Source organism: Sphingomonas sorbitolis, from assembly GCF_036663875.1.
Taxonomy (GTDB): Bacteria; Pseudomonadota; Alphaproteobacteria; order Sphingomonadales; family Sphingomonadaceae; genus Sphingomonas.
This window is the reverse complement of the sequence record NZ_JAXOJS010000006.1, coordinates 94,646-117,170: the sequence shown is the minus strand read 5'-3', so window position 1 is coordinate 117,170 and position 22,525 is coordinate 94,646. Positions and strand designations below refer to the sequence as shown.

Annotated in this window: 19 protein-coding genes; 7 read left to right on the top strand and 12 right to left on the bottom strand. The window is 61.4% G+C overall.

Annotation, left to right across the window (positions count from 1 at the left end; all coding sequences use genetic code 11):
* Positions 1 to 4: 4 nt before the first annotated feature.
* Positions 5 to 667: a lytic transglycosylase domain-containing protein gene (locus U1763_RS18230; protein WP_332756359.1), complete on the bottom strand. Its 663-nt coding sequence runs from the start codon at positions 665 to 667 to the stop codon at positions 5 to 7.
* 440 nt (positions 668 to 1,107) lie between these two features.
* Between U1763_RS18230 and U1763_RS21135 the strand changes: the two genes are divergently transcribed.
* Complete coding sequence (locus tag U1763_RS21135) at positions 1,108 to 1,518, top strand: type II toxin-antitoxin system PemK/MazF family toxin (protein WP_443026939.1); 411 nt, start codon at positions 1,108 to 1,110, stop codon at positions 1,516 to 1,518.
* Between the two features lie 349 nt (positions 1,519 to 1,867).
* Here the strand turns inward: U1763_RS21135 and U1763_RS18225 are convergent, their stop codons facing one another.
* The 3 genes from U1763_RS18225 to U1763_RS18215 all read right to left on the bottom strand — a co-directional run bounded on the left by U1763_RS18225 (position 1,868) and on the right by U1763_RS18215 (position 5,541).
* On the bottom strand, positions 1,868 to 2,887 hold the full coding sequence (locus U1763_RS18225) for an AraC family transcriptional regulator (protein ID WP_332756358.1): 1,020 nt from the start codon (positions 2,885 to 2,887) through the stop codon (positions 1,868 to 1,870).
* An 81-nt stretch (positions 2,888 to 2,968) separates the two neighbouring features.
* Positions 2,969 to 3,787, bottom strand: a complete 819-nt coding sequence (locus U1763_RS18220; protein WP_332756357.1) for an SDR family oxidoreductase — start codon at positions 3,785 to 3,787, stop codon at positions 2,969 to 2,971.
* 350 nt (positions 3,788 to 4,137) lie between these two features.
* Positions 4,138 to 5,541 (bottom strand): MDR family MFS transporter, encoded by a 1,404-nt coding sequence (locus U1763_RS18215; protein WP_332756356.1) that lies wholly within the window; start codon positions 5,539 to 5,541, stop codon positions 4,138 to 4,140.
* A gap of 331 nt (positions 5,542 to 5,872) precedes the next feature.
* Here U1763_RS18215 and U1763_RS18210 point away from each other — a divergent pair, with 331 nt between their 5' ends.
* The gene (locus U1763_RS18210; RefSeq protein ID WP_332756355.1) at positions 5,873 to 6,262 is read left to right on the top strand and encodes a DUF1622 domain-containing protein; all 390 of its coding nucleotides are present in this window, start codon (positions 5,873 to 5,875) and stop codon (positions 6,260 to 6,262) included.
* Between the two features lie 93 nt (positions 6,263 to 6,355).
* Here U1763_RS18210 and U1763_RS18205 read toward each other — a convergent pair whose 3' ends face one another.
* Positions 6,356 to 6,772 carry a hypothetical protein gene (locus U1763_RS18205; protein WP_332756354.1) on the bottom strand — a complete coding sequence of 139 codons (417 nt, stop codon included), beginning with the start codon at positions 6,770 to 6,772 and terminating at the stop codon, positions 6,356 to 6,358.
* Positions 6,773 to 6,950: 178 nt separating this feature from the next.
* Between U1763_RS18205 and U1763_RS18200 the strand changes: the two genes are divergently transcribed.
* On the top strand, positions 6,951 to 7,220 hold the full coding sequence (locus U1763_RS18200; protein ID WP_332756353.1) for a hypothetical protein: 270 nt from the start codon (positions 6,951 to 6,953) through the stop codon (positions 7,218 to 7,220).
* Between the two features lie 577 nt (positions 7,221 to 7,797).
* Here U1763_RS18200 and U1763_RS18195 read toward each other — a convergent pair.
* Positions 7,798 to 8,223, bottom strand: a complete 426-nt coding sequence (locus U1763_RS18195; protein ID WP_332756352.1) for a hypothetical protein — start codon at positions 8,221 to 8,223, stop codon at positions 7,798 to 7,800.
* 725 nt (positions 8,224 to 8,948) lie between these two features.
* On the opposite strand from U1763_RS18195, the gene U1763_RS18190 reads away from it, so the two are divergent.
* Both U1763_RS18190 and U1763_RS18185 read left to right on the top strand, forming a co-directional pair.
* Entirely contained in the window at positions 8,949 to 10,757 is a 1,809-nt protein-coding gene (locus U1763_RS18190; protein WP_332756351.1) for an ATP-dependent nuclease, read from the top strand.
* Complete coding sequence (locus U1763_RS18185) at positions 10,754 to 12,514, top strand: UvrD-helicase domain-containing protein (RefSeq protein WP_332756350.1); 1,761 nt, start codon at positions 10,754 to 10,756, stop codon at positions 12,512 to 12,514. The genes U1763_RS18190 and U1763_RS18185 overlap by 4 nt, the downstream gene beginning before the upstream one ends.
* A 107-nt stretch (positions 12,515 to 12,621) precedes the next feature.
* On the opposite strand, the gene U1763_RS18180 is transcribed toward U1763_RS18185, so the two are convergent.
* Complete coding sequence (locus U1763_RS18180) at positions 12,622 to 12,903, bottom strand: hypothetical protein (RefSeq protein WP_332756349.1); 282 nt, start codon at positions 12,901 to 12,903, stop codon at positions 12,622 to 12,624.
* Between the two features lie 427 nt (positions 12,904 to 13,330).
* Here U1763_RS18180 and U1763_RS18175 point away from each other — a divergent pair, with 427 nt between their 5' ends.
* Together U1763_RS18175 and U1763_RS18170 are read left to right on the top strand one after the other, a co-directional pair.
* The gene (locus tag U1763_RS18175) at positions 13,331 to 14,245 is read left to right on the top strand and encodes an HNH endonuclease (protein WP_332756348.1); all 915 of its coding nucleotides are present in this window, start codon (positions 13,331 to 13,333) and stop codon (positions 14,243 to 14,245) included.
* Positions 14,242 to 15,984 (top strand): class I SAM-dependent methyltransferase, encoded by a 1,743-nt coding sequence (locus tag U1763_RS18170; RefSeq protein WP_332756347.1) that lies wholly within the window; start codon positions 14,242 to 14,244, stop codon positions 15,982 to 15,984. The genes U1763_RS18175 and U1763_RS18170 overlap by 4 nt, the downstream gene beginning before the upstream one ends.
* Before the next feature lie 91 nt (positions 15,985 to 16,075).
* Here U1763_RS18170 and U1763_RS18165 read toward each other — a convergent pair whose 3' ends face one another.
* The 5 genes from U1763_RS18165 to U1763_RS18145 form a co-directional block, all read right to left on the bottom strand.
* Complete coding sequence (locus U1763_RS18165; protein WP_332756346.1) at positions 16,076 to 16,390, bottom strand: hypothetical protein; 315 nt, start codon at positions 16,388 to 16,390, stop codon at positions 16,076 to 16,078.
* A 53-nt stretch (positions 16,391 to 16,443) separates the two neighbouring features.
* Positions 16,444 to 17,340 (bottom strand): hypothetical protein, encoded by an 897-nt coding sequence (locus U1763_RS18160; protein WP_332756345.1) that lies wholly within the window; start codon positions 17,338 to 17,340, stop codon positions 16,444 to 16,446.
* Positions 17,328 to 18,095 (bottom strand): DNA/RNA non-specific endonuclease, encoded by a 768-nt coding sequence (locus tag U1763_RS18155; protein ID WP_332756344.1) that lies wholly within the window; start codon positions 18,093 to 18,095, stop codon positions 17,328 to 17,330. The genes U1763_RS18160 and U1763_RS18155 overlap by 13 nt, the downstream gene beginning before the upstream one ends.
* Positions 18,092 to 19,483 carry a phospholipase effector Tle1 domain-containing protein gene (locus U1763_RS18150; RefSeq protein WP_332756343.1) on the bottom strand — a complete coding sequence of 464 codons (1,392 nt, stop codon included), beginning with the start codon at positions 19,481 to 19,483 and terminating at the stop codon, positions 18,092 to 18,094. The genes U1763_RS18155 and U1763_RS18150 overlap by 4 nt, the downstream gene beginning before the upstream one ends.
* A 462-nt stretch (positions 19,484 to 19,945) precedes the next feature.
* Positions 19,946 to 22,429: an AAA family ATPase gene (locus U1763_RS18145; protein WP_332756342.1), complete on the bottom strand. Its 2,484-nt coding sequence runs from the start codon at positions 22,427 to 22,429 to the stop codon at positions 19,946 to 19,948.
* Positions 22,430 to 22,525 lie beyond the last annotated feature (96 nt).

Below are 22,525 nucleotides of genomic sequence, written 5' to 3'. Positions count from 1 at the left end.
CCCGTCATTGAAACACCATCACGCCTTGCACGCTCGCAGCAGGAGCCTCCCGAGCGGGAGGGCCTTCCTCTGGTAGGCGTACAGGCGGAGCGGGTTGGGGATCGGCACGGCGGGCGACCGCGCCGAAATCTGATGGCCGGTTCATGGCGAGAACCGTGGAAGGGGGAGCGAGCTTAGGAAGCCCGGCAATGCTTGGAACGACCGTCCCGGCTGAACCGTACACGCGGCCGACATAGCCGTTCGTGAAGCCGCGCCATTCCCTGCCTGTGTTATACATCGACAGCGCAGTAGCGAGCGCGTGCTGCGTCGATTGCGAGCGTGGCAGGACGCGGAGATAATTTGCGGTCAGCACCGTAGCGGCTGCGGTCAGACTGCGGCATGGATCAAAGGCGTCTTCGATCGACAGGTTCAACCGGCGAAGGTTCGCGCTGTTAATCTGACCTAGCCCAATGTCGATATTATATCCGGCGCGGATAAGGGCATACGCCGTATTCACGGCTTCGGCGTAGCTACGTGGTTTCGGCTTAGAGCGGCCACCACGATTGACGCCGATCGCCAACGAATTGAACCGGCTTTCCGTGTGGATCACCGATATCATCGTTTCAACGGCCACACCTGGCGCGCACTGACGCGCCAGATCGGCAGCAGCGGCGATCGTAAAAAACATGGGTGCTGCCCCCGTTGGTGGAGCGAGCTAAATCGTTTCGCGGGGGCCATCCGTAGAGTGACTTGACCGAACGACCTTGCAGTCCACGTTGCAGGCGTATGAGCGTAGAATGACGTAGCTATGTCAGTAATGCTGCCCTTATATTACAGCGTCTGTTAAAAGTTGTGCCCTTCAATTTCAGAAATTTGTCATACGTTTAGGCACGGAAGGCACGGTATAATACAATCTTTATAATATTAAAAACAGTGTGTTAGGTGTTTATCTACAACACGTCTAACCGCTTAGATGGATGGTTGTTGTCAGCTGGTGGAACCCCGTTTGCGCGCCCTTCTTGGCCTCCGACTCCAGCCAATCATTCATGTTCAATATAGTACGAGGCCGACGGCTGCGATCGCTCCGGCATAGCTAGCCTCGTCTAAGAACGCGCGTTACGAGCAAGCATGCCGCTTCCTTACCATCCGCGACCGGGCACGATCGTTATCTGCGATTACACTACAGGCTTTAGAGCTCCGGAGATGATCAAGCGACGGCTAGCGGTTACGATCTCGCCCAAACTAAAACGTCGAGACGCGCTGGTGACCGTCGTACCATTATCAATGTCTGGCCCTACCCCGGTCGAGCCATGGCACGTTGAGGTGCCCGATGAGATTCCAGAGCCGTGGGGACCAGGGCCGCGGTGGGCTAAGTGCGACATGGTAGCAACCGTGGGCTACACCCGTCTCAACCTTCCTCATAGCAAGCATCGCGTGACCGGCGTTCGGCAGTACCATCAGATCGAACTCGAGAAGGCTAAGGTTGATCAACTTCGCCGAGCTGTCTCAGCGGCAATCGGGATCGTCATTGAACTTTAAGCAACAGCGGCGTATATGACTCTCGTTCCTGCGCTACCCGGCTTGCTGGGTATCAGGCTTAAGTCCGGAGTAATTCGGCAGGACCCTCGGCGATTCAAGCTAGGGGTTCGATAGACCCCAGCCGGGAAACCGGTTGGGGTTTTTCGTTTAACGCCTCGCGCGCGTATAACTTTTGACAGCGAACATTTTGGTCGATGGCTCAACAGCGAGCTCGCAAGGCACAAAAGCAGACGCTCGCCTGAGCTTGGACGCTTCCCGAAAGAAGCCGTTCGTTCATACCGCAGACGCACGGTTCAGCAGTCACCTTAGTCACCTTTGTCACCGCGAGGTGGTAGGAGCGGTCAGGCCATCACGGCTGCCTTTCGTTCGGCCGGGCAGACTGCCGAATGGCATCAGGCGTGGCGCCCGTCCATAGCCGGAATGCGCGGTAGAAGGAGTTCGGCTCGTCGAAGCCGAGCAGGAACGAAATCTCGGGCACCGTTATCTCTGTGCGCTCGAGATAGTGCCGCGCGAGTTCCACTCGCGTTTCGTTCAGTATCTGCTGATAGCTTTTACCCTCGGCCCCTATGCGTCGCTGCATCGTGCGCTTGCTGAGCGCCAGCTTGCTGCTGACGACTTCCATGGAGACCTGTCCGCTCGGCAAAGCCTCCAGCAGGGCAGCGCGGACGCGCTCCGCAGTGCTCGCGCCACGCGCAAGGTCGGCGAGACGTCGCCGCAGTTGAGGCTCGAACACATCCCACATCGTGTCATTAGATGTGAGAAACGGACGAACCGCATCCGCGCGTTCGAAGGTGACACGGTTACGATCCCCACGCCGCATCCGGACGCCCAGGAACGCCTCATAGGCGGCGGACTGCTCGGGCGGTGCGGTGGTCAGAACCTCGGCAGGGACGATGCGTTCGCGCGTGCCCATGCGGGCGAGGGAGACGCAGAACAGAAGCTCCATGGTCACTAGCGACGGAGGCGGCGTGAGCGGATCGTCCGGCCAGATCAGCTCGACGCCGAGGCCTCCGTCCCGCTCCGCCACCTCGAAGTGCAGCGGCGCGACGAGGCTCTTGAAGCGGGACAGGCGTTCCGCCGCGACCGCAAGGTTTGGGCTGCAGAGCGCCGCGAAGAGCAGCGGGGCGAAGGATTCGCTCCTGACCGATTGGCATAGCGTGATGGGGAGGAGCGGGTCCGCGGCTTCGGCCTCGATCCCGCCCCATAGCCGGTAATAATCATCCGAGCTCAGTCGCACGGACGGCTGGTGCAGCAGATCGTCTGCGAGGCCCGCTCGCCGCAGCACGTTGGCGGAGTTGACGCCGAGGTCACTGAGCAGTGAGCGCCAGGTCGCGTCGAGGGCCCAGCCGAGGGTTTGCGCAGTAGTCATGGGATTGATCTACCTCGCGAGGCTAAACTTCTCAAAAAGGAGCGCGGGCAGGTCACGGGCACGACAGGCTCGCGCCGCGTGTCACGCGATGCCAAACTGCGCTTGTATGCCGGCGAAGAACTCCTTGTCGCTTGCGGCACGACGCGCGGCAAAAATCCGATGGGCGTCGTCGCCAGCGGCGTAGCGCAGCTGGTCCGATCCATCCGTCGTAGCAGCATAGATGACGTCCGCGATTTGCTCCGCAGACGATCCCCCCTCCATGAACGGCCCGAAGCCGGCCATCACGGACTGGACGAGCGGCTGATACTCCGCGATCGACTCGTCATTGCTGAAGTCGAACGACCTTCCTGCGAAGTCGGTCCGGATAGCGCCGGGCTCGACCACCTTCACCTTGATGCCCAGACCCGCAAGCTCGTAGCGCAAGGCTTCTGAGATGCCCTCCACCGCGAACTTGGCTCCATGGTAAAGCGCCCCCAGCGGAAAGGCGAGCCGCCCGCCGATCGACGAGATGTTAACGATCGTGCCTGCGCGGTTGCTGCGGAAATGAGGGATGAGAGCCTTGGCGGTGGCGAGCACGCCCAGCACATTGACGTCGAACTGTCGGCGGATGCTCTCATCCGGCGTCGCCTCAAGCGGTCCGTAGGCACCATAGCCTGCGTTGTTGATCAGGGCGTCGATACGCCCAAATACATCGATGCCAGCCTCAACTGCCGCCGCTATTGATGGCGAGTCCTGTACGTCAAGGTAGGTGACGAGCGTGCGTTCAAGATCGCCGAGTTCGGTCTCCGCCCCCGGTCGGCGCATCGTTGCAATGACGTTCCACCCTTTCGCCTGAAAGAGCTTCGCCGTGGCACGCCCAAGGCCGCTCGAGGTGCCGGTGATGAGGATCGTCTTGGACATTTCGGTGCTCCTTGTTGTGAGCACAGCAATAGAAGGGTTGAGTAACCCTTGACTGGCGAGCCGCGCCAATCGGCTATCCGATTGCGTCACAAGGATACGTCCGCCTCCGTTCAAACAGGAGGTATGACACTTCGACGTCGCCACCTCGTCGGAGCCGCCCTTGATCGCTCCTGGGCTAGACGTAAGCGCGCAAACAACCAGGAATGCGATTTAGCCGTCCGGCAGCTCCACGGCGGTTGATAACCAGAGCACGAAGCCGATGCCCGATATCCTTCACACAAGTGGACATTCCGCAGTCCCCTTGGGCTTCCCAACTTCAGGCGCTGGTTAAGGTGCAGTTAAGATGCCAACTACTCCGGCGGTCGGGTCCCGAATGTCACGCGGGGAACGAAAGCTGAAAGTAAAACAGCAAGCAGGGCTATAATCAACACGCCCCAGAAGGTCAGGTGAAGCCCATGAGCTAGGCCGGCGCGGCTTGCCGCTGCACCGGCGATGGCCCCTTGGCCGTGCAGCAGCTCCTGTATCTGTTGCAACGACCCCGAATGGTCTCGTGCGAGGCTGGCGTTAAGCACCGTGCCCAGCACTGCGGCTCCAAGAGTGCTGCCGAGATTACGAGCAAAGAGGTTTGATGCTGTAGCGGCACCACGTTCCGTCCACCCGACACTGTCCTGGATGAGTACGATTGCCGCAGTGCTCAGGAAGCCCATTCCGAAACCCATGATCAGCGAACCGAGACCAGCCACCAGAGGGGGGGTGGTGGGGGACAACAGTACGAACGGTACAGCGCCTACTGGTAGTAGCGCGGCGCCGAAAACCAGAATTCGCCGTAGGCCAAACCGGCCAAAGTTACGGGCACCAAGCGTCGCCGCAATCGGCCAGCCTAGTACCATCGCGGTTAACATGAAGCCTGCTTCGAGCGGCGAGCGGCCCATGACGGCCTGCACATACATCGGCAAGAAGGTAGTTAGCCCTATCACCGCCATGCCGCTGAACAGCGTTGCGGCATTAGTGGTGGCGATCGCGCGACGCGTCCACAACGCGAAAGCAACCATTGGATCGCGAGCACGCCGTTCCTGGACTACGAACAACGCGGCTGTGACAAAGCAGGCTGCCGCAGCTAGCACCGCAAAGCGCCCGTCCGAAGCCCCGGCCTCTGTCAGCGCCACCATCAGCGACGCGATCGCGACCGTGAACAGGCCCGCCCCGGCTACGTCGACGCTACGCTCGTGCGTCGTGACCGTCTCGCGCAGAAACAGGAAGAATCCGGCGGCTGCGGCCAACCCGATCGGCACGTTGATCCAAAAGATCCACGCCCAACTGACATGCTGGATGATCAACCCGCCCGCAAGCGGACCGATCACTGATGACACGCCCCAGACGCTCGCCAGCCAGCCTTGTACCTTGCCACGTTCATGCGCTGCGTAAAGATCACCGATGACAGTGATGGAGACAGGCTGGATAGCACCAGCACCCAGCCCCTGGATTAAACGGAACGCGATGAGTGCCGGCATCGACCAGGCGAACCCACACAAAATTGATCCAAGGAGGAAAATGCCGATGCCAACCAGCAGCACCGACCGCCGCCCATATAGATCCGCCAGCTTGCCGAACACCACCGTAGTAGCGGTCTGCGCAAGCAGGAACGAAGAAAAGACCCAGGCATAGTATTGAAGCTGACCGAGCTGACCTGCGATCTGGGGCATTGCTGTCGATACAATCGTTGCCTCGATCGCGATCATGAACGAAGCCAGCATTACCGCCGCTAGAATGAGCGGCCGACGGACTGGCTGTGGCGCTAACGATGCGTTCATGACCAAGCTCCGCGACCAACGAGCCTGTCAGGATTTTGCGAACCTCGAGTAACGGCACGCCTAGCTTCGGACCGACGTGGCCCGCTTGCTGAGCAGGTGATGTTGGCAGCAGGCATATCACGGTGTCCAAATTGTGCGGCGCAGCAACGCGTCGATAGGCCCGATCTATCCACGCCGTATTCGTTAAAGCAGGCGCGACGCTTCCAACCGGTCCGACTGGCCAACCTGCCCTCTGGTAGTTTGTGCCTTTGCAGCCGCTCAGGCATGAAGCATCATGATCAGGAACGAAGCCCAGTGGATCCACTTAGCAACGAGCGCCGTCGAGATCGTCGGTACCGCCATTATCGTTGTAGGGGCATTCGGAACGCTGGCCGCTTTCTTGCTCGGTCTGGCCCGGGGCAAAACCAGCCGAGCAATGCTAGTCGCCGACTTTCGGTCGGGTCTTGGCCGATCAATCCTTCTTGGCCTCGAGTTCCTGGTCGCGGCCGACATCATCAACACCGTAGCGATCGAGCCGACAATCGAAAGTCTGCTCGTTCTTGCTGGCATTGTTCTTATCAGGACGTTCCTGAGCTTCTCGCTCGAGGTCGAGATTGACGGGCGCTGGCCGTGGCAAAAAGAACAATCCAACGAAAGGGTTCAACGAGGGACGGATCAGCAATAGTAACGCGGACCGCGCCCCTCAATCAGGACAACCTAGTTCTCTACGTTCAAGCCGCTCCACCTGCGTTCCCTTCCCTGACGCTTGTTCATCGGGCTAGGCAGGATCGTTATCGAGCGTAGCGACGCCCATCATCGGATGCATTACGAAGGTCCAGCCGTCGCCGCCGACAATCATTAGGCGTAACGATTGGCGATCTGCGGTGCCAAGCAGTGACGCCGCTCCTGACGAAGCAGGCAATGTGACTGTCCTGCCGTCCTGAAGAATACCGGTTGCCCAGCCGCGCCGTCCGCTGCGGATCTCGCTGGCCAAGCGTTCCAACGCCGTCTCGAGCGCAGTGCGCGCACGTTTTCCTGTAACCCATGCATAACCGCCTGACCCCAATGCTGGCGTAGTTACTAACGGTTGGCTTGGAACTGGAGATGGCTGTTTGACAACCCGCCGGGATGTTTCCTTTGGGGTATCAAGAGGACGCACACCCTCCATACTCATCATGCGCGCAAACTCATCCATCGCTGTTTCCCTAGTGGTAGCCCTCGAAGCGCATGGGTTTAGCCCCTGGTTCCTGCCTATTGAGGGATCACTTAGGCAAGCATTGCTGGTCGCTGGGCAGCCATACCCCACCAAGTGGATCGGCGTTGAATTCCAACCACCGTCGTGTATCCGTACCGCACCACAAAAAGGGTTGATCATGAAGAAAGTTTTCGCTGTCGCCGTCGTTACTGGCCTGCTCTCGCTTGCAGCCTGCAACACCAGCCCGCGCGAGCAGGCCGCCGATAAGATCGAGTCGAACACTGAAGCCGTCGCCGACAACCTCGAAGACGCGGCCGACGCCACGGGCAACGACGCAGCTGAAGCGAGCCTGGAGAACAAGGCCGACGCCGTGCGCGCGACAGGCCAGAATCAAGCTGAAGACATGCGCACCAACGATCCGGATACCAATCTTTCGAATGGCATCTAACAGACTAAGCGCTTAGAGCTGTACGCAGGTTGCTCCCAAGCGGCTTGCAAAATTAGGGCATTCGAGGCGACTCGGATGCCCTTCTTGCGTCTTGGAGTAAGCGGCAGGGCTGTTGGCAGCTGTAGCCATCAGATGCACCATGGACGATCGACAGGCTGCCCCCGTACTTGGCGGCTTCACCGGCGATCGGCGCTTCTTCCTGGGTTGGGGACAGGTTTAGCGGACGCTGTTCCGGAACAAGGCGCTCCGACAGCAGCTGGTCAGCGACCCGCGCTCGCCGGGCCAGATCCGTGCGGTGAAGCGAGCGGCCTTAAGTAACAAGTCGCGAATGGCTGCGCGACCGACGACCCTGTCGCCGCCAAGCCAGCCACTGCCAAGCGCAATCTCAGGTGCTAAGTTAAGGCGGCCATAAGTGTCGGATGTGAGATGATCGATTATGACGATGGCGTCCCTTTTGCCGTGATCACGGGTTGCCTTTACCGAGGATCGTTGCTTGGCGACCGGCGGGCCCTTGGACCCAAACTCGGTCATTCGTGCTGTTCTGGCGGCTCCCCAGAGACGGACGCTTGCTCGTGGGTCAAACCGCCGGTTTAGCCCGAGGCGTGGCGTCTGAGCTAACGACACTTCCCACAGGCATGGGCTTTGTCAGGCCAATGCTGTGCAGCACTGCCGCCTGTGTAAGCATGATCGCCAGCCACCAAGTCGCGTCGGCCAGGCTGATCGACCAGGGATGGCCGCGTAGATTAAGTGCAATCGAAAGAGCAGGCAGCACAAATCCGATCCAAATAATGAACGCGCTTCCTAAGGCAACTGTCCAAGGCCCCGCGTCTACCGGGGCCAGGATAAGCGCGCCCGCTAGGATCGCCGCTAACCAGAACAGCGCCGGCGTTGCAGCTGCAATCGTTGCGCCTTTGAGCCGATTCTGAAACCGAACGAACAGGATGAGCAGTCCGGCAATCGTTGCTGCCCCAATTGGGAAAATGTTGCTAAGGATGTACTGCATCGGCCTTGATCCTTGTTATCAAAACTTACTTACTGCAGTCTGATCAATGCCGCCCCCAACTTCAATCAGTAGATCGAATTTTCCTGCGCCTTCAGATCGCCTGTGCGAACATCGCACTTTAACCGCTTCATGGCACCGGCTTTGCCGGGGAATCTGCCGAGGCAAGCAAACCGGTTTAAATATTTCATCTTTGGCCATATGTGACTCTGGGCTCACAAATCTCCGGTCGACGAGGCTCCGCTCGACACGAAGTTCGTCAAACCTCGATGACCCACAATGCGACATTCAGCGGTGCTTTCGCGACTCCCAACTTCAGACATCTGTTCATCTCGACAAAACGCCGTTTAGCTGCCGCCGGGGCCGGCAGCGAAGGGCTGAAATTGGGACAAACCTGCCGATCGTAGATTACGTTGGGAATGACCGGTTTCGAAGAAACCAGCCATTCATGAGCCGACACGAACGCCCTTTTGCGACGCGAAGCCTGACCGGCTGAAGACTGAGGGCTCTTGGGCTTTACCAAAACCGAATTCGGTCATTGGCAGTGTGACAGCCGCTCGGTTTTGACGCCTGAGTTTCTGGCGGAGCGCAGCCTTCGACTCAGTCTTCGGAGATCTAAGGAATAATCGGATTCGGCTTGGTTTCGATGAACATGCTTGTGTTAGCAACGCTCCCAATTCAATTATACAGCATTGGGGCGTCACTTCGCCGTCGTTAATCGGGTGGGGATGATGCGGCTAGCACGGATCGTAATTCAGAATTTTCGCACCTTTGCATCGCTTGACGTGAATGTCGCTGATGATCTGTGCTGCATCATCGGCGAGAACAACACCGGTAAAACCGCGATCCTGCGCGCGATCCAGATCTGTCTCGACAATATGTTACCGTCGAATTTTCGGTCACTGCTGCGCGAGGATATACATTCCGCAATTGATATTGCCGAGCCGAGTCAGGTTTTGATCGGCATTGAGCTGACCGGGTTCGAGGGCAGGGTGAACGAAGAGGCGCTGGTCAGCACCTGGAAGACCGGCGCGGATCGTGCCCGCATATTCTACCGCTTCCGTCCGCGCCCGGCTGTCCGGGAACAGCTTGCGAGTGGCAACATCGCGCCCGGAACGCTGACTCTTGAGGATTATCAGTGGGAAATCCGCGGTGGCGGTGATCCTGCGATCGACCTCACCGAAATTGCTTGGGATGACGAGGGGATCGGTGAGTCTGTGCGCTTCGCGGACCTACAATCCTACCTTTTAGTTCATCTGCCCGCGCTCCGCGATGTCGAGATCGACCTGCGCAATCCCCGGCAGTCACCGCTTATCCGGCTCATCGAGGCGTTCGAGATCGGTGCGACCGAGCAGGATGCCCTGATTGACGTCCTCAACGAGGCCAATCAAGCAATCGCGAATTCGTCGACTATCGCCGAAATAGCAGGGGCAATCGACGCGCGTTTCAAGGATATCTCCGGCCCCGCGTTCGAGATGGACGCCTCACTCGGCTTGTCCGCCGCGACCTTCCGCGCGATCATCCGCAACCTGAAAATCATTCTGTCGGACCTATCGCTCAGCTCGTTCGAACCTGGCCGCAACGGTCTTGGGATGAACAATATCCTCTACATCGCGATCCTGATGGAATATCTCCAGCGGCGGATCGCGCTTAATAGCTCCGCCGGTCAGTTGATCCTGATCGAGGAGCCCGAAGCACATCTCCATCCCCAGCTGCAATTTTCGCTAATCGCGGCAATACGCGCGATCGGCGTGCAGACCATACTGACCAGTCACAGCACCCAGGTGACCTCACAGGTCCCGCTGAGCAGTATTGTATCGCTCACCAAGCGCGAGGACGCCACCATTGCTGCGGGTAATCTCGCGCTCAATGCGGCGCTGACCGCACCAGAGATTGCCGATCTTGAACGCTATCTCGACGCAACCAAGAGCGCCTTGCTCTACGCCCGCAAGGTCATGCTGGTCGAAGGGCCAGCAGAGATGTTCCTTATCCCGGCGCTGATCGAGGAGGTATACGGCGTGAAGCTCGAGCGGCTCGGCATCTCGGTTATCGCGATTCATGGCGTCCATTTCGACGTTTATGCCAAGCTGTTCCGCGCCGGTTCGCTCGAAAAGAAATGTGCCATTGTGGCCGATGCCGACATGACGCCGTCCGACGCGGAGGACTTCAATCCGGAAACCGACGCCCCCGATCTGATGGCACTGGAAAGCGACCTTGTTTGCGCATTCGCGGGCGTCACTACTTTTGAACGCGAACTGGTATCGGTCGGGCGCCTGCCGATGCTGATCGAGACCGTTCGCGCGCTCGGCGCGCCGCAGATCCTTGCTCAGATGGAGGACGGACTTGCAAAGCTCGTGCTTGGGGGACTGAGCATCGCCGAAGAAACTGCGCTACGCGTCGAGCTTGGCCGTATCACGCTCAATACCGCCAAGCGCTTTGGAAAAGCGCGTTTCGCGCAGATAGCAGCGCGCTACGCTAACCTCGCGACAGATCTTCCGCTCTATATCGAGCAGGCCTATGAGTGGCTCACTGAATGATCCCGCTGACACCTGAACAGCGGGAGGCCGTCGAACATGATGGCAATCTGCTACTGACCGCTTGCCCAGGCAGCGGCAAGACGCGTGTCATTCTCGCCAAGCTGCTGACGCTGGCCGATCAGGTCGTCGACACGCCCCAGTTCATCGGCTGCATCACCTATACCAATGCCGCGGTCGACGAGATCGAGGCCCGATTGCGTACCTACGGCAACAACGCGCTCGCGGACCGCTGTGAAATTTCCACGATCCACGCTTTCTGCCTGCAATTCATCCTGCGCCCCTATGGCTGGCTCATTCCCGAGGTGCCGGCATCGTTTCAGGTGCTTTCCCGCGAGAACAGCCTATTCGAGCAGATCGTGACAGCGGTCGAGGATACCTTCGGTCGCATGCCCGCCGGGCAGGCGTTCGAGGACTATGAATCGCTTCGCGTCGACGTGAACGGCGACCCCTGCGGCCAAGGTGTCGAGACCGGCATCGTCACCGAAGAATCCGCCGCGCTCTATTGGGAGCGGGTCCGAGCCCACGGATACCTCGATTTTGCGATGATCCTCTACTATTCATGGAAGATTATTGAACAGCACCCGTTCGTCGGGCGCGGTATCGCGAGCCGCTTTGCTTGGCTGCTGATTGACGAATTCCAAGACACCACAGACATCCAGATCGCCATCTTCGGCGCGCTCCAGCATTTCCTCCACACCCGCTTCTTTCTCGTCGGCGACCAGAACCAGTCTATCATGCGCTTCGCCGGCGCTCGCCCCGAACTTGCTGAACAGTTCGGCGATCAGATCGACGCGCACCGCGACACTGTCCTGACCGGCAACTTCCGATGCGGGCCGGCAATAGTCAGCGCTGCGTCAACACTCATCCGGACGATGCCGGGGATGCAGTCGGCAGGCAATGCAGGCCAGCTCGCGGCACAAGTGAACTACGTCCATGTCCAAAGGCCGATCGACGCCATCACCGACTATTTTCTTCCCGCTCTGCAGGATGCCGGCATCCCGCTCGGCAAGGCCGCGATCCTTGCGCCATGGTGGACGCATCTCATCCCCGTCGCCCGCGCCCTCCGCGATTTCGATGTCCCGGTCTTCGGTCCGGGTGCGCGCCCATATAAGCGTAGACGTTTGCTTGCTGGACTTGCGGAGCAACTCGGAGCCTGCGCTGAGGCTGGCAATTATCTCGGGCTCCCGGGTGTTGAGCGCTCACTGTTTCGGCTCATCGGTGATCTCTCCGGGAACTCGCGCTACGACATGTTCAGCTATCAAGGGCGTCGCGTAGCGCTCGGGCTGATCTATCTCGCTCGCGAACTCGCCGACCAGCAAGCCGGCGGCGTCGCTTGGTTGCGCGCCATCGCCCGCGAGGCGGGAGACTATCTCGAACGTGAGGAATGGTTGCCTGGCAGCGCCAAACAGCCTCTGATCGATTCCGCCGAGGAAATGCTGTCCGACATGCAGGCTAGCAAGGTCGACCTCGCGAATCTACTGACCGCCGATATGGGCCTGTTCGCCAATCCTGAGCATGCACTGAAGCTAATCACGCTACATAACTCCAAGGGGCGAGAATTTGAAGGCGTCGCGCTGATTTGCATGAATAATGGCAGTATCCCGCATTTTTCAACATCAACGCAGGAAGCGTATGACGAGTCTCGCCGGCTATTCTACGTCGGCTTGACCCGCGCCAAGCGCGTTCTCGTCGTCGCGTCCGATCAATCTCACTGGAAGAACACGCCGACGCCGTTTATTGCAGAGGCAGGCCTTTGATAAAAAGGCCTGCTCTATTTGAAACTGGGTTATGAACCACCGGGCGGTTCTCATAATATTGATGATACACCGAGTGTCTTCTATTATCACCGCGCATTGATGCTCGCCTAACCGCCGATCTTCCCGGACCCCTTGCGAATAACGGTGAAGCCAGGGTTCTCAGCTTGCACCAAGCGGATCGCTTCCTCGAGATTGCGAGCTTCCTTGTGGATGTGGCGAGCGGGATCCTCGCCCTTCCTAGGCGAAGTTGCCCAGAAGTCGTCCCACTTTTCTTCATCGCCCCGCCTCACGATGGAGACGCGATAGATCGATTTCACCACATAAATCTCCTTCGAGTGCCCGCGGGCGAAACCGACTCCGCCCTTGATATACCCCGCGACGGGAATCACCGGGATCTGTACTGACCTAAAGGCAGGATTAGCGCGAGCCGCAGCTCCACATTTACACCGCAAATCGCGTGGGGGTTTGATCGTGTTCGCGGCCCTCAATCGAAGGGCAGCTTTCGAGCTCGGCTCGAGGCGACGTGAACGGCTAATACGAGGACGCAAAGCCGACCCGCTGGTTTGCACGACTCGAATGGCGGGTTCCAGAAAGAGCCGTCGCTCACAACAACGACGCTGAACGTCTTGAGTTGGTCGCGAGCGGCCGCGATGCCCTCCTCTGGCAGGACCCAGAGCCGGACGCTCGAGGCAGCATCTGCACTCCCCGAAGGCGGCCGGTCGTTCAGCAGCAACGTGCTCCATGATCGCTGACCATTGAACGGTGAACGTTTTCAGCAAGGTTGCTCCAACCCGAGAACCGCGTCACGATCCAAGCATGAAGGGTGTGTTCGAAATCAGCGGTGCATCGCGCTACGACGACTTGATCGCGGAGCGGTACCATTTCCCACGCATCTACCTACGCGCAGCCGAGGCATGCGTCGGCGATTGGATCATCTACCGCGAAACTGGCTCGGCGGGTGGGCGCAAGGCCTATGTGGCGGCCGGCCTGGTGCACAGCATCGACCCTGATCCCTCCGACCGCATGCTCTTCTACGCCCGCATCAGCGACTTCATCGAGTTCGATCGTCCCGTGCCATATCGCGATCCGGACGGCCGCTTTCTTGAGCGTATGCTGCGCGAGCTGGACAACCCCGCCATCGCTGGTCGGACGCTACGCGGTCGATCGGTTCGCGCCATTGATGATGCTGACTTCGCCGCCATCGTGAACGCCGGCTTGGTCGACACGCTATCGCCCGAACACGCGATCCGGCTCGAACTCGACCCCCGCCACATCGACGCATCCACGGCCGCATTGCTGGCCTCACCGCCGAACGAGCGGCGCGTGGCGCAGCTACTGGTCAACCGCAAGGTGCGCAGCGCCGCCTTCCGCGGCCATGTGCTGGACGCATATGACAACCGTTGCGCGGTGACGGGGCTGCGTATGGTCAATGGCGGCGGAAAGGCGGAAGCTCAGGCCGCGCATATCTGGAGCGTCGCCGATGGCGGGCCTGACGTCGTGCAGAACGGCATTGCTCTGTCCGCGACCGCGCACTGGTTGTTCGACCGTCACCTCATCAGCCTCGACGATGAGTGCCGGCTGCTGGTGTCGCACAACAAGGTGCCGTCCGAGCTCATTCGGCTTTTCCCACAACCGGGCGAGCGCGTTCGCCTGCCGGTCGATCCACGGCTCCACCCGCGCCCCGACTATGTCGCCCGGCACCGTGCCCGTTTCGCGGGCCTCGACGCTTGAACAACTACCTAGACGTCGTTGCTGCCTATGACGGTCAAGCCGACATGCTAGCCGAGCGGTACGAGGCGGTATCATCCGAGCGTATGCTGGCGGCGGTTTTGCCGGTCATCCCGGACGGCAGCGACAGCAAGCTGGCGCTCGACGTCGGCGCCGGCACAGGACGTGACGCGGCCTGGCTGACCTCACGCGGCTACGAGGTTGTGGCGGCCGAACCTGCTGCAGGTATGCGCAGGATCGCAGCCGAGAAGCATAGAAACCACGGCGTAAGGTGGGTGAACGATACCCTGCCCTCGCTCGACCATGTCCATGCGCTTGGGCTTGCCTACGATCTTGTGCTGATGTCAGCAGTCTGGCAGCACGTCGCGCCTGCCGATCGGCCCCGTGCCTTCCGCAAACTCGCCACGCTGTTGAAGCCGGGCGGCGTGCTGGTGATGACGCTGCGCCACGGTCCCGCCCCCTCCGTTATGCAGATGCATCCGACCTCAACCGCCGAGATCGAGGGACTTGCCCGGGCGCACGGGCTGGAGGTGTTACGGGTTGCGACCTCCAGCGATCAGGGCGGACGCGCCGGTGTGACATGGGACGTCATAGCGCTCCGCATGCCCGATGACGGCACCGGCGCGCTTCCTCTGGTGCGCGGCATCGTCCTGTCCGACGAGAAGTCGTCCACCTATAAGCTGGCACTGCTCCGAGCCGTGGCACGCATCGCCGAGTATGCGCCTGCGGCAGCTACGCCGGCGCCCGATGGCCGCGATGCAGTCGAAGTGCCGCTGGGCTTGGTCGCACTAAACTGGCTGAGAATGTACCTGCCGCTGGTGCGAATTGGACTTCCGCAGATGCCGGGCAACATCGGCACCGATCGACTGGGTTTTGCCAAGGGTGGCTTCGAAACGCTGCTGGCGCTTGGTACGGCACCGATCGAGCTGCGGGTCGGGGCTTCATTCAGCGGCGAACAGGCCCATGCCGTCGCTTCTGCCCTGTCCCGGGCCGCCCACACGATCGCCAAGATGCCAGCGACCTTCACCCGCTATCCCAACAGTGATACGCAGGTGTTCGGCGTTAGCCGTGGACGCCGGGGCGGTGCATCTGCGACCGTGCTCGACCTTGAAACGCTGCGCGGCTGGGGTCTGGTCGAGGTGCCGGGTCACTTGTGGCGGGCCATGTCGCGCTTCGGGTCCTGGATCGAACCCATGCTCGTGGCTGAATGGTCCCGCCTCACCCGCGCCTATGCCGACCGCATGGGTCTGGCGGTCGCGCCGGGTGCTGCAGAAGCCGCCCTGGCCTGGGTAGAGCCGGTTCGCACCACCGCTGTTAGCCGCGACGTCGTCCAGCGGCTCCTCGCTTGCGGGCAGCCGATCGAGTGCGTCTGGACGGGACGCCCCCTCAAGCCGAACAGCTTCGACATCGACCACTGCCTGCCATGGTCGGTCTGGCCATGCGGTGATCTTTGGAACCTGATGCCGGCGCACACCCGGGTCAATCAGCACGAGAAGCGCGACCGGCTACCGTCGGCCGCGGCGATGGCGAATGCGCGAGATCGCATCATCGGCTGGTGGGAGGCAGCCTATCTGGAGGATGACGCACTTCGACCTCGCTTTCTGCGTGAGGCCGCTGCGGCACTGCCGCTCAGCGATGCTGTAGGCACTACCGCCGTCTACGATGCGCTGGACTGGCGACGCCTGCGACTGTGGCAGGACCAGCAGGTGCCGCAGTGGACACCGGCGAACGCACTGACCTGACCGTCCACTACGAACATTCAACGAGCCTTGAGCACCCCTCGCGAGCGGTCGCCCGTTCATTTCTCACTGGTAGTCCTTCCTTCTGGTGGGTTCAGCGGCACATCAGCGTCGCAACGCGCACCGCATCGTCGGCCGCGTCGAGCACGGCGGCGACGCCGCTTACCAGTCGCTCGAACCGCTCCAGGTTTTCGATCTCTCGCTCGATCGCGGGTATGGCGGCGGACACGGCTTGGGCGTGCTGAGCGATCTCTTCCGTCTGCATCGCCAGCAGCACGCGGCCTGTGGATGTGGCTCGCGCGTTTACTTCGACGACTTGGTCCGAGATCGCAGCGATGGCTGCGGCGTTCGGGGCGTCGTCGATCGCCAACTCCAGCCGGCGGACCAGCGAGAGAAGGTCGCGGTGCATAGCTTTAAGGTCCGGGTTCTCTCCGCTTGGCGACATTGCGCTCCGTCCATTCGTCATTTTGCATCCCCCGCCTTTTCGACCGCCCGGTAAGTCGCCTCGGTTCGGGTAACCCTGTCGTTCACGTCCTTCAGCACCTCGTCGAACGGCCGGCGCGAGCCGGCCGCTGCAGCAGTGTGCGCGTCAGCAAGGCCAAGCAGGGACGATCGCAGGCCTGCAAGCGATGCGAGCTGGGCGTCGCGCTTATCGACGCCCGCGAGGTATTCGGCGACGATCTGCCGCTGCCGAGCATCCGCTTTCTCGGTCGCGGCGACTGCGTACGTGCGCTGGTATGCAGTAAGCGCCGCGGTCCAGTTCGATGCCACCGTGCCGCGCAGGCCCTCAGCGTCGCTGGAGCCGACCGCGTCGGCCATCGCCATTAAGAGGCGGCGTACGTCAGGGTCAGTGCGGTGCAGGATGTCGCGGGCCGTTGACTGCGCGCGCAAGTCCACTAGCGTGCCCGCAAGCCCCGCGAAGCCTGCAGAGACACCCGGATCCAGGTCAGCCGCAGTCGTGCCCGACGTCAGCTGCACTCCGAGCTGCCGAAAAGCGTCCGTCTGCTCACCGCCACGGCCGGTGCTCGTGAGCGTGGCCAGCAGGTTACCGTAACGCGCTAACTCGCCGAGTGCGGCGCGCCAGCGCGCGGTCACCTCGGGCGGGACGGCCGGTGGGAAGCGGCGCTCGGACAGGGCAATGGTGCCCGATCGGACGAACCGGTCCACCTCGACGCTGCGCGCGACACGGTTGGCCTCAGCGAAGGTCGTGCCGACATCCGCCTGCAGCCCCCCCGCCGCCCGCCCGAAGCCGGTCAGGTCGGTCGACGGCGTGGTGGCGCAGGACGCTGCGGCGAGGAGCGGCAGCGCAGCAGCAAGCTGACCCCGCCTGATCGCGTTCCCCATGATCATGTTGGGCATCCCAGTGCTGGCGAAAGGTCGGTGAAGGCACGCCGCTCAAGCCGCGGGAACAGCGCGAGGCGCGAGCGGAGCTCCACCTCATCGAGCGTGACGCGAGCGGCGCAGTAGTCGAGCGATCGGGGGGCGTCCGTTTTCATGATGAAGGCCGCCATCTGGCCGTCCTGCGTCGCCACCACCTTCCAGTAGCCGGACGGCACGCGGTGCCGCTCATCGGCCCCCGGCAGCGGCGGCAGTACGCGTTCGAACAGCGGGCCGGTTACGACGTAGGCGGCGATGTTTGCCGAACGGGCGAGATCGTTCTCGCGTGCCTCTAGGCGCTGCCACGCGCCTTGGTTAAGCGCCGCGCCCTGCGGAGTGATGTTGGATAAGATGTTCGTGTCGGCGGCGAACGGAGTGCCGGACTGGCCGGCAAGTGGCGCCTGGTGGCCGCGGTCGACGCCGAGCGCCTGCGATGCGCCGTCGTAGTCGCCCGGCTCGAGCGTCTCGTCGGGATCAAGCCACGGGTCCGCGGACCACTTGCGCTCGCCCGACGGTCCGATCGACGACGGCGTCACGCGGTAGGCGACCCAGTCGGCCATCTTGGTGAGGTCGTTCGACGCGAGGGTGTAGATCTCGCGCACCACAATGTCGTCAATGTCGGCCGCGCCGAGCGGACAACCATGAAGGCAGTGGAAGGTGTGGAGCTCGCCATTGCCCGCAGCAGCGGGCGCCGCAACAAACGCAGCGAGCAGTGCCGCGAGCGCAGCCCCTCTCACGGTGCCACCTCGGCGGGAGAGGCCGCCGAGGTTTCGGCCAGCGGCTCAGGCAGCAATGCCGGTATGCGCAGCTTTTGCCCGACGAAGATCTCGTCCGGGTCATCCATTTGGTCGAGGTTAGCTTCGTAGATCGCGTCTTCGAGATCAGCCGCACCCAAGTAGTGTATTGCAAGTGCGCGCAGCGTGTCCCTTTCTTTCACCTCATGGACGAGTAAGCCAGCCGCGAGCGGCTTCCGCGACGGCAAGGCGTCGAGCGCTGTGGCGACTTTAGCAAGGGTTTTTGGGCGATAAGCCAGGTCCTCAGGCAGCGCGGTAGCTGCAGCCTGCCAGCGCCGACGTGCCGCGGCCGAGATCTGGTAGATCGCCGATGGGCCGTCACGGTTCGTCTTCAACAGCGCCGTGGCACTGAACTCCTGCTCGCGCACGTTGACGAGCGGCGCAAGCGGGTCGGGCCGCACTGCCTGGATGCGCGACCCTTGCTCGACATCGAGCTTCAACCCGGCGCGTTTGGCGCCCTGCAGTACCCAGGCCAGTGCGCCATCGGAGAGGCCACGGATGTCGCCGCCACCACCTACCGACCCGTGGGTCCCAGGGAACCACTGCTCTTGATAAGGAGCCTTGGGGTCCTCCGGCCGGTAGTGTCGCGCCCTGTTCATCGCGGAGAGATCGCCCCATGGCTCCGCCGGGAAGAGGACGCGGCGCTCGTCAATGGCGATCGCATGGCGAGCGCTGTCGATGAAGCCGGTCAGCGCGATGTCGTGAAAGTGATGCTTGCGATTAAACATGCCGCTGAGCGGCAGCACCTTAGGCACGCCGAGTGCGCCGACGGTGTCCCACACCCCGAGGTACTTGATCGTCATTGGCGGTGCCTGGCCAGTCAGGTAGCCGGGCGAGTTTGAGCAGCGCCAGGCGTCGTCTTCGGCGCCGATGCAGACGTTGTTGGAATAGTCAGCTCGAAAGCGACGCAGTTTCTCGGTAGCGTCATCCTCGTCCTTGAGCCTTGCCTCATAGAGTTTTAGCGCATCGTCAATTCGGGCGGCGTGTAGCCGCCGCAAAGGGCCGACATGGCGCACGAAGCCGCAGAACGTGCGGGCGCTGAACGCCCCGCGAGAGAAGCCGAAGACGAAAATCTCGTCGCCGGGATCGTAGTTGAAGATAAGGAAGCGATAGGCCTCTCGAATGTTGGTCACCAGCCCGACGCCCATGGTGCCGCCCGACACCCGATCGAGCGTCCCGGTGCCTACGCCCTCGTCGTAATGGATAATCTGGGTTGGGCCGCCATTGGGTACCTGTCGGACTATGCTGGCGGCAGTGAGGACTACATTGGTGGGCGTGTTAGCATCCAGTCTGTTCCACGTGCCGTCGAAACAAAAGACCAGCCTCTTCATTGAATATCCCCCAACGGTGCCAGCCGTGCCGAACGTCCGTCGAGTCGGCGTCACACCCGCCGTAACCAGCGTGCGCGCCGATGGTACAGTCGTTCCGGATATGTTCAAGAAGAACAACGTGTAACAAGTGCGCGGACGAATACAGCAGCTGCAAATAGGTCTCCGCCGAAGTTCGATGTATTTTTGTTACGTGCGCTACGTAAGCGCCCACCGTAAGTGCTAACATTCTTTCAGAAAGATCGTCCTCTCGTCAGCGAAAGTAAGCGGCATTCTACTGGGGAAGACCCAGTCCCGGTCATCCACACGACGGTCGTCGCTTCCCAAAATCAGACGTTCGTTCACCGGGGAAAGTCGCAGCGATCCGTCGCATCGCGCGTTCTGAGCAACCGAGGAAACGTTGCAGATGCACCGGAGTCATATTCAAGCCTCGATCAGCCTGCCGACCGCCCAAATGACTGTGGTTCAAGCGGCAGGTTGACCATCGCCCTCTACCTCATCTCCCGTGCTCTCGATCGACTTGCCTCCTCTCTCGCTCTCGTACGCAGCATCTTGCGCGACACTTGGGCTCGACGTGGATGTAGCCGCCGTCACAGGCATCGCGGCCTTTGCTTCGGCCTGACGTTCGACCTTGAGCGAGTCCTTCAGCGCAGCGAGCGACACTCTCAGCGCCGGCATGTCGGCGATGAGTTCCAACGGGTCGTCCTCCAACCGGTTCTCCCGTCGAATCCGTTGGGTCGACCGTCGGATCGCCTCCGCTTCGGTCGAACTGTCCAGCAGGTTCTCGATCTTCTCTATCAGATTGGCGACGTCCTCCCTGGTGGCCGTTCTCTTATGATCGCGAACAAATAGCTGCTGCTCGCGATCAACGAGATGGCTGAGTCGATCGCGTCCCGCTTCCGCCTCGGCCTTTCGGCGCAGCCTGTTCAGTTCGGCGAACAGCCTGCCCATTCGTTCCAGGTAGAGTTGGACGTCCGCAGCCAGCTCCTCACATGGTTCCTCGCACAGCCTGACCACCGCGCGGGCGAATGGCAGCTTCTCGATCCTGACGTTCTTGCCGCCGAGCACGGTTTCGATGAGGTCGAACATGCCAGTGCCGCCCGGCCGCCCGTTTAGCTCAACGTCGATCACCGATGCGGAACTTGCCGCACGATACATAGAGAGTTCCCTAAGGCATAGGTTCGCCGCCGCGGCGGCGAGGCCTGGCGGTAACAGGTCCTCGATTTCAGCTATCTCCCCAACGTCCTGACCTACCTTGCCAAGCTGCAGGACGAGATCCCCCGCCAAGAGGCCGCTCAGCGGCTTTTTCTTGAGCAGCTTCACCGCGTCGTCGCCAGCGGTGTCGGAGTCGAGCAGGACGACAACCGGCGGCTTCTCAGCGTCGCGGCCGCGCACGAGGTGGACCATGTATGGGACATGGCTCGCCGACCCGCACGGCACGATGACCATGCCGTTGAGGTCTAGGGACTCGTTCTCCGGACGGCCGGCTTTGCGGATCGAGCGGGCGGCACCGGCGAGCAGCACCTGCTCGGTGATCCCCTCAACGAGGAGATTAGCGGAGCCGACGAAAGCGGTCTCACCGACGAACGCGCCGAAGGCAGAACGGAGGGGCTCGTAGTGGTTCTGCGCAGCGTTATCGACGACTAGGGTTCCGTCCCGCCCCCGCCCCTTCTCGAGGACCCGGATCCGCTCCGCATGGTTTTTGTCAATTAGGAAAGGCGAATGGGTCACGTAGACTACCTGCACCGCGGGACGCTCGGGTTGATCCTCGGCGAGGTCGCGCAGGATACGCATGAGGTCCTGCTGTGCCTCCGCCGACAGGTAGGTGTCAGGCTCATCCATGAGCAGAATACGCTCGCGTGTCCCCGGCCGGTGCGCCTGGGACTGGATGAGGTAGGAGAGGAAGTATTTGAGCCCGCTGCTGCGCTCGGCGAATGTGTACTCGCTTCCCGTGCGATCTCGGATGGTGAAGAACAGATCGTGCTCTCGCGTATCGACGCGCAGCGAGAAATCGCGGTCCTGCACCCACCAGCGCCGGAAATTCAGAGCCTGCTCGATCTGATGGTTGATGCGCTCAACCAGGGCGTTCGCGTACCCGTCCTCCCCGTCCGCGATGGCGTCGGCGAGCTCGGCGATCGCCGGCGGATCGATCCTCGCTAGATCGACGAGCAGACTGCGCGCAAGATCCAGCGCGCGATTGTCTTCCTTCGTTCGGGCGGGCTGGGCGAGCTCATCGATCAAAGGCCGCAACACCCCGAAGATGCTCGGCGCGTTGCTTACGACTGTGGACGCATCGTGACCGACCATTCCTGCCAGCGACGACACTTTGTCGAGCAGCGAGTCGCGCATGCGGCGCTTGTCGGCTGGATTGCCCGAAACGATCCAGCTGAACGGCACGCTGTCTGGGAGCGCAACGTCGGAATAGATCCGGTAGGTGCTGGGCAGGAGAGCCGTGAACCGGTCCGCCGTCGGACCGTCGAGGATGTGCGGCTCCCACCCACCGTCCCTGAGAGGCGTCCAGACGGTCAGCGCGTCTGGCCCCTCCCTGAACATCATGAACTCGGTAGCGACCGGTCCGGTGGCGCCGAGAGCGCTCCGGATCGCATCCCACTCGTCCGACGTCACATCAGACCACGTCACGCCGAGGTGCGGCCAGCACGCCTGCTCCGCCGTGACGCCGAAGAACTCACAATAGCGGCAGAGGTCCCGCCGGGTGAAGCCTTCGCCGGATACCGCCTTCTCGATAGCGCTAAGGAGATGGCTCTTCCCCGATTCGTTCGCACCGACGACGGTCGTCAGACGCTCGTCGATCCTCACTTCAATATAAGGAAACCACTGGCCGCGGAAATTTTCCCACTCGCCTCGCGGCACTGCGCCGGGCTTAGCCGCGCGGATGCGGTCGAAGTTGAACGACTTGTAGAAGCGCGCGTAAACGGTTGAAAGCCTCATCCCATCCCCCTCGAGCATCGTAGCCCATGCACGAGCGCGCCGGCCCTCCGCAACGTTTCGGCAGCCTCCTGCGGACCGACCGGTGGCTCGAACCAT

Coding starts and splice junctions, on each gene's coding strand:
- U1763_RS18230 (WP_332756359.1), bottom strand. CDS start 667: ATGTTTTTTACGATCGCCGCTGCTGCCGATCTGGCGCGTCAGTGCGCG.
- U1763_RS21135 (WP_443026939.1), top strand. CDS start 1,108: ATGCCGCTTCCTTACCATCCGCGACCGGGCACGATCGTTATCTGCGAT.
- U1763_RS18225 (WP_332756358.1), bottom strand. CDS start 2,887: ATGACTACTGCGCAAACCCTCGGCTGGGCCCTCGACGCGACCTGGCGC.
- U1763_RS18220 (WP_332756357.1), bottom strand. CDS start 3,787: ATGTCCAAGACGATCCTCATCACCGGCACCTCGAGCGGCCTTGGGCGT.
- U1763_RS18215 (WP_332756356.1), bottom strand. CDS start 5,541: ATGCTGGCTTCGTTCATGATCGCGATCGAGGCAACGATTGTATCGACA.
- U1763_RS18210 (WP_332756355.1), top strand. CDS start 5,873: ATGATCAGGAACGAAGCCCAGTGGATCCACTTAGCAACGAGCGCCGTC.
- U1763_RS18205 (WP_332756354.1), bottom strand. CDS start 6,772: ATGGATGAGTTTGCGCGCATGATGAGTATGGAGGGTGTGCGTCCTCTT.
- U1763_RS18200 (WP_332756353.1), top strand. CDS start 6,951: ATGAAGAAAGTTTTCGCTGTCGCCGTCGTTACTGGCCTGCTCTCGCTT.
- U1763_RS18195 (WP_332756352.1), bottom strand. CDS start 8,223: ATGCAGTACATCCTTAGCAACATTTTCCCAATTGGGGCAGCAACGATT.
- U1763_RS18190 (WP_332756351.1), top strand. CDS start 8,949: ATGATGCGGCTAGCACGGATCGTAATTCAGAATTTTCGCACCTTTGCA.
- U1763_RS18185 (WP_332756350.1), top strand. CDS start 10,754: ATGATCCCGCTGACACCTGAACAGCGGGAGGCCGTCGAACATGATGGC.
- U1763_RS18175 (WP_332756348.1), top strand. CDS start 13,331: ATGAAGGGTGTGTTCGAAATCAGCGGTGCATCGCGCTACGACGACTTG.
- U1763_RS18165 (WP_332756346.1), bottom strand. CDS start 16,390: ATGCACCGCGACCTTCTCTCGCTGGTCCGCCGGCTGGAGTTGGCGATC.
- U1763_RS18160 (WP_332756345.1), bottom strand. CDS start 17,340: ATGCCCAACATGATCATGGGGAACGCGATCAGGCGGGGTCAGCTTGCT.
- U1763_RS18150 (WP_332756343.1), bottom strand. CDS start 19,483: ATGAAGAGGCTGGTCTTTTGTTTCGACGGCACGTGGAACAGACTGGAT.
- U1763_RS18145 (WP_332756342.1), bottom strand. CDS start 22,429: ATGAGGCTTTCAACCGTTTACGCGCGCTTCTACAAGTCGTTCAACTTC.